The 6,941-nt window shown below is 42.4% G+C and carries 3 protein-coding genes; all 3 read right to left on the bottom strand.

What is annotated here, in order from left to right:
- Window positions 1-238 (bottom strand): class I SAM-dependent methyltransferase (locus J7J01_10590; protein MCD6211306.1); only part of this gene is annotated, 238 nt, incomplete at its 3' end.
- A 92-nt stretch (window positions 239-330) separates the two neighbouring features.
- A complete protein-coding gene (locus J7J01_10585; protein MCD6211305.1) occupies window positions 331-5,088 on the bottom strand; it encodes a right-handed parallel beta-helix repeat-containing protein in 4,758 nt (1,585 codons plus the stop codon).
- Between the two features lie 171 nt (window positions 5,089-5,259).
- Window positions 5,260-6,941 (bottom strand): PQQ-like beta-propeller repeat protein (locus J7J01_10580; protein MCD6211304.1); only part of this gene is annotated, 1,682 nt, incomplete at its 5' end.

Genomic DNA, 6,941 nt, shown 5'->3' with positions numbered 1-6,941 from the left:
TCTGAACCATATCGGAACTATGGTCTATCGCTTTGGCATGTTTTACCGTTTCCAGTGCCATATTTAGCAAAACACCACCTCCACAACCTATCTCAAGAAATATGTCATCTGGTTTGAGTTGAAGTTTATCCAGAGTCAACCGGAAGGACTTATAATGTCCGCGGGGATTACTATACATCCTTTTACCAAGCCATCCCGATGGCTTCCTCCCGGTCTTATCAACAAATTTATTTAACATTTTTGTCTCCTCGTTTCAACTTCCTCGCCGCGAGAATAAGGCTCCGAGGCTCCGGTACTGCCGCCCCTCCTCTGCTGGTCTAACCGTAAAGTTTAAAAAGGTTCATATTTCATAGTCAATGCTCGACGAGTTTCGATACCGCAACCCTCACCATCACTGATGTCATACTCTTTACCGCCGATGTATATGTTACCATTTGAATCCCTCGCTATTCCACACGCAACCTCAAAACGTTCATCATTTATTGATTTGCGGTACAGCACTTGTTTCAGTTCAGTGCCGTCATAACCACTATATTTTATAATAAGAATACCGGCTTTATCTTTACTACCTGTCTCATAGTCAGTAGTACCGACCACAAGAACATCACCAGCGGGGTTAATAACGAGACCGCCGCCAAAATCCTGATACCCGCTGTCATAAATTCTTTCCCATATCAAATCTCCATTTGCACCATCAATTTTTGCCGTGTACTGGTTATGACCAACGCCGCCAGCGCCCGTAGTTCCGCGAACAAATAAATTATTCTCGGAATCCACACCCATAGCACTGACATACTGGCTGCAATTAGAGAGTGTTGCAGTCCACAAAGTGCTGCTGAAGTCATCGGTGACTTTTTCTATCGCAACTCCTTGAGCTAAATCGTAAGCCAAATATATGTACCCGGGCTCAGCAAAAACAGCAGAGGGCCACCAGCCATTGTGTGGGCGCGTGGTTGAGCGTATGAAGTTGCCATTTTTGTCTCTAATCTCGAAGTAAGATTTGAAGACACCGTCTACGCGACCAAACCCGGAGACAAGTATATCTCCTTCAGGATTAACCGACTTCACACTGGATAACCACAGCTCTTCTTGCAGTTCTTCTATCCAGAGTATGCTGCCGGTTTTGCTGAATTTGATAATGGATGAGTTGCAAAGACCGACTACAATACTGTCATCGGTTTTGTCAACTGCAACGCCACAGCCACACAGATCATACTCCCACAAAACGTTACCGTTAGGATCGTATTTTATTACGTCTCTGTTGCTGGCAATGATTACATTGTCTTCGGAATCTACTGCAATTCCGCCTACTCCTAAATATTGTGTTTCGTTGTCTATTCTGGATGAGTATCTTGTCCATAATGGCCCACCAGTTGAAACCAGTGGCAACCAATCCCCACCTTTCGTTATATTTCCAGAAGAATTGTAAGGCAGTAGCGTATCACCAAGCCCATCGCCGTTCGAGTCCACACCAGCATAATCGCTCCAGTAGTTCCCGCCGAGATAAGAACCGCCGATGATGTTCGTTCCCGGCATTTTTGTAGTATTCCAGATGTTGTTCCTCGTGTCGTAAGCGTTGTTTGTATTAGCAAGGTGGTTGTTATAGATGAGATTGTCGCTCGAAGAATAAACGTAGATGCCTTTGTCGTTGTTTATGACTGTGTTGCCAGTGACCACGTTATTATTGCTCGATGTATCAATCGCGATGCCGTGGTCATTGTTCTCAATAGTGTTATTTATAAGCGTGTTATTGCTCGCACAGTACAACCAGATGCCATCGAGGTTATCCTTAACGGTGTTGTTTATAAACGTGTTATCCCTGCACCATGTACTGGGAGCCCCGGTCTGAGACCATTCAATGATGCCGTTATTCCTGTTCGATGTGGCTGTGTTGTCTCTGAACGTATTATTGCGGCTGCCGAAATAAATCATGAAGCCTTCTTTGTTTGCGATGGCTATATTGTTCACAACCGTGTTATAACAGGACCCCTCGAGGCAGATACCTTCACAACAGCTGTTATCACTGGCGTTGTTGTTCATGATTGTATTATTGTGTGAACCAGCAAGATAAATACCTCGTCCATTCTTGGTAGCAGTATTGCCTATAAGTCTGTTATTGTAGCAACCATAATCCAGTAAGACGCCGAAATGGTTTTTTGACAGATTATTGTATGAGATGTTGCAATATGAAGCATGGTCGAGGTGTATTCCAGATTTTCTGTAATTTCCTCCTGATGGTGATGTTGCATTTGTTGCTGTAAATCCGATGATGCTCACACCGTCTGCGGTCACGTCAAACACATGGTATCCTGAGTAAGATTTAACAATCGTCACATCCGCGCCTGCACCAATTAACGTGAGGTTTGCCTTATACACATCTACATTCTCTGTATAGGTTCCAGGATCAACTATAATTGTATGTCCGGGTTGCGTATCGGGATCGTCTATCGCAGCCTGGATAGTTGAGAAGTGCTCGCCGTTATTGAGGTTATGGACGGGTAATATTTGATGGACAAGCACATTATCAAAATACGCCGAAGCATAGTAAGCACCGCCGTTAACCATAAGTCCTATGGTACCATCGGTATATTTCCAATTCGTAACGTCGGGAAAATTTGGAAGCGTTTGCTCATCGATATTGACCGTAAACGTCTCTTCGCCATTTAGATAACAAGTAGCAATTAGACCGTTCTTTACCACCTTTAAGGTATAATTTGTTCCTGTATTCACCGTAACACTTTTACTCGCCCAGCGTTGCATTCCACCTGATTCTCCCTTACTTGAATACGTCTCAAAACCAGGCTGCTTATTTCTCACATACACCATTTCACCTGATTTCCCACTACTCCATGCATAATAGAACCACCACAACTCCGCTTTGTTGTAATCCGGGTTTAGTCCAAAGTAGTAACCCGTGATTTCATTCGGTTCTCTTTCTGCTACATTGAATACTATTCCATAATGCGGATAGTCTCCGCTTGGGTATTTGTCAATTTCCATCTCCGCTTGATACTCAAAACCTTCAGGCAAATCAACCCCTTCAGGCAATGCATACCCGCCACAGTAACGATCCTCTATGTACAGCCTCTTATCTATCACTGTCATCACCTCCGCACCATAGTTTTGCCATCCATCTGCATCGCCATCATTGAAGTCGTCTGAGAATAATAAGTTTGTAATCATTATTGTCCCTTCATAAGGCACAAAATTATGTTTCGTAACCGTGACGTTCATTATTCCCTCTGAAGAAGTAGTGATGTCAAATGTCTTTTTTCCCGTGGAGTTTGTGTATCCATAAACATAGACCTCTGTATCCTTCCACAGGCATACAGTGGCATTCTCTACCGGATTTGTGCCATCCTTTACAGTAACTGTAACTTGCGTTGACCCAACTGGTATTTGGGATGGATGAGTCACATTGAGGGGTTGAGGTACATCTGTCCAGATATTTAATTCTGGCTCCCCAAGTATATTGAATAAGTGAAGTTCTAGCTTGGCCTTTCTTGTTAGCCCATATTCATCGAGCATATAAAGTTTCGCTCGGTTGGCTACGCCACCAAAATCAAAAATGTTATCATTGAAAATCGCTTTATATACTCCCTTGTCAAGTTCATCGTTATAACCACCATAACTCGGCCTGGAAGAACCCCAATAGCCAACTCCTCCTCCATTTGTTGCCTTAAGCCAAGCTTCTCCAAAACAATCCAGCGTCGGATCATCAAACCATCCTGTATTACAAGTAGGGCTGATCACTACGGGAAGTTTTCGTCCATTGGTCAAGCTTAATATGTCTGATTTACAGAAAGGTCCTGTTCCCCAGCATTCTATAGTTCCATGTCCCCTATAATTGGCAATAGCACGCCCATCATTTAAACAATTAATGATGTTAGTGGTGGTTGCTGTTCCTAACGATCTGTAAAGTTTATCAACTGTATATTCTTGGTCAGTAAGGAAATCATAAACCCAGTTGGAAGTATCTTCGAAATAACCAGTATCTGAGACTAACATTGCCTTTTTATACCACGCAGTCTCCGCCAGATATGGATTACTTTCGTAGTTGACAACTTTGTTTACAGCCTCATCCGTTTCGGCAGTTGTCTTTACAGAAAGTCTACCAATGAAAACATCGGATAAATAATCACCTCCTGCTAAACAACTATACCAATGGTCGGTGGCTGTATAGTCATAATAAGGATCGTAGTAATAATATGTAGGAACATACTCAACATCACCGACAAGTAAAACATGGGAAGGCGCACGAGCCCAGTTGTAATAGGTATAATTGATAAACTCGCGGATGCTCTCATAGCTATTATCGGCAGGAAACTGAGAATATATGGCACTAACATTTGCAACAAACGCTTCCATTCCTTTCTTAGTCTTCCAAGTTGCGAGATGTTGGATACTCCCATAGAAGGTATCATTGGTAATTATCAAATAACCAGCTCGGTTACTGGTGTTATGAAGGTCTTCATGGTCCTGATTTAGCTGCATTGTTTCTGGCAAAATATATTCGGGATACCAATCTTTTGCCGTATCATAATTAAGAAAAGTGCTTTTGTAAATATTCTCATAACCCGGCCTTGTTGTTCCTGCAATGCCTTCTTCAGTTTCGATAAACTCTATTTCCACTTCTAAATGATGGTAAACTCTGAGTTCTTCAGTTACAGGGTTAAACAATATCGGACACACTTCCAGTTGAATAAACCTATAATCACGCAGCCATCCCGAATAACTAATGCTTACTACTTTTTCTGGATAAAAACTATTCGTCGAATAAATGGTTTGGTTTATTGTGAAGTTTGAGGCTGTGTAGTGCTCAGGTGGTGGCTCTTGAGCAGGATAAACATAATAACCGGATAGCAATGAATATTCACGATCTAAAATACTCACGTTTATTTCTTCAGCATCTGGCGGAACTGCTAAAAACATCCTTATTGCCGGTACTTGTGGTTCTCCTATTCTATATAAGTAGCCATGTTCAGGAATGGTCAAAAGTTGGAATGTCTCATTATCAACCTCCTTTTGTTCTACTTCCATGCCATGAACAGTGATATTTAGAGCAACGCCAGTAAAATCTGATTTCAATACCTCTATATCAGGAATTGTCGAGTTACCACCGTCCAAAGAAACCCATGATTAATTATTTGCGGAAACAGTCGGCGCAAAACACAAAAACACTATTGCTATCAGTACAGTTGAGATTACAATCCTTTTTTTCTTCATTTGTTTCCTACCCTCCGATATTCCTCATCCATTTTAATGAGTTCCGAACGCATATATTTTCCCATCCTCAGACCCAACGATTATTTCCAGATTGCCATCATTATTTATATCTGCAATTGCAGGAGAAGAATAAACAGCACCACCGGTTTGATAGTTCCATTCTACCTGTCCGGTGGAGTTGAAAATATAGAGTTTGCCATCGTTAGACCCAACTATTATCTCCATATCCCCCTCACCGTCTAAATCAGCAATTGCGGGGGAAGAGTCAATACTACCTGTGGTTTCATAAATCCATTCTACCTGTCCCGTGGAGTTAAGGACAAAGAGTACTCCATAAAGCGTATGACAATCGGTCATATTACAATAGGTTAAATTACAACTGGTGAGATTGCAAATAGTTGTATTGCAACTATCACATCCCACAACACTTGCCCCAAATATTAGCTCAATTTCTCCATCTCCATCTAGATCTGCAATTGCTGGCGAAGAAGAAACTGAGAATCCTGCTGTGAGGTTCCATTCTAAATGTCCGGTAGAATTGAAAATGAGAAGTTGATCATCATTTATGTAGCATTCAGCTAACGAGTCAAAGCCCACGACAATTTCCATCTCGCCATCGTTGTCTATATCTCCAATAGTTGGGGAGGAGTATATACCATACATCCATGAATGATTCCATTCCTCTTGACCAGCGGTGTTGATAACATGGAGTCCCATAGTAGCCCCCACTACAATTTCCATGCCACCATCCTTGTCCATGTCTGCAACGGCTGGTGAAGACTCTGACCAACCTCCGTAAACATCTATCGAATGCTGCCACTTTTCTTCCCCCATGTAATTGAGAACATGAATTGCGGGGCTGGAATCATCATATCCGTAAGAACACGCCACAATTTCCATACTTCCGTCCTTGTCTATGTCTGCAATAGCAGGTGAGGACTTCATCCAAATCCAAGATTCATTTGTGTTGTTCCATTTTACTTTGCCTTCAGCATCAATGGCGTAGAGGTTACCGCCCATAGATCCAACTACGATTTCTAATTCAGCATCTTTATCTATGTCATCAATCGCAGGCGTGGAATGAATAGCACCTCCTGCCGTGAGGTTCCATTTCAGCGCTCCGGTAGAGTTGAAAACATAAAGTTTACCATCATAAGAGCCAACGATTGTTTCCATGTATCCATCCCTGTCCAGGTCTGCAATAACTGGGGAAGAGAGTACTTTATCGTCTGTTGTATAACTCCATAATAAGCCATAATCTTTTACGGATGCGTTGCCAGTAGCAGGGGTGCATCCAGTATGGTTTAAATCGTGATGGAACATTGGCCATTCTGTCTCTTTGACACCGAAAGTTTTATTCACAGATTCTCCTACCAACCGTATCGCCGGTATCCAGTTGGTGTACGAACGCCCATTCGCATCCACGAACGAAGTGCAGTTAATTATCCCCATCCCTCCTTCCGCTTCCACCACAGGGGCGTGATGAATCTGAGGATAAGAACCTGTCTTTATCGTGTAGTAATAAGTATGATCGGCGTACATTGTGAAAGGTGAAAAAGAGACATTATGCCAGTCGCCATTATAACCTTCCCAGTGCCCTTCCGTTATCTTTTCTGTTCTATTCGGATCGGAATAAAAAGCAACATATTCTGTATGTCCGCCCGTGCCCGGGCATGGGTATGTATAAAGTTTGGACACATTATATATAGTCACGT

It is taken from the genome of Methanophagales archaeon, from assembly GCA_021159465.1.
GTDB lineage: Archaea > Halobacteriota > Syntropharchaeia > Alkanophagales > Methanospirareceae > G60ANME1.
This window is presented reverse-complemented; position numbering and strand designations above follow the sequence as displayed.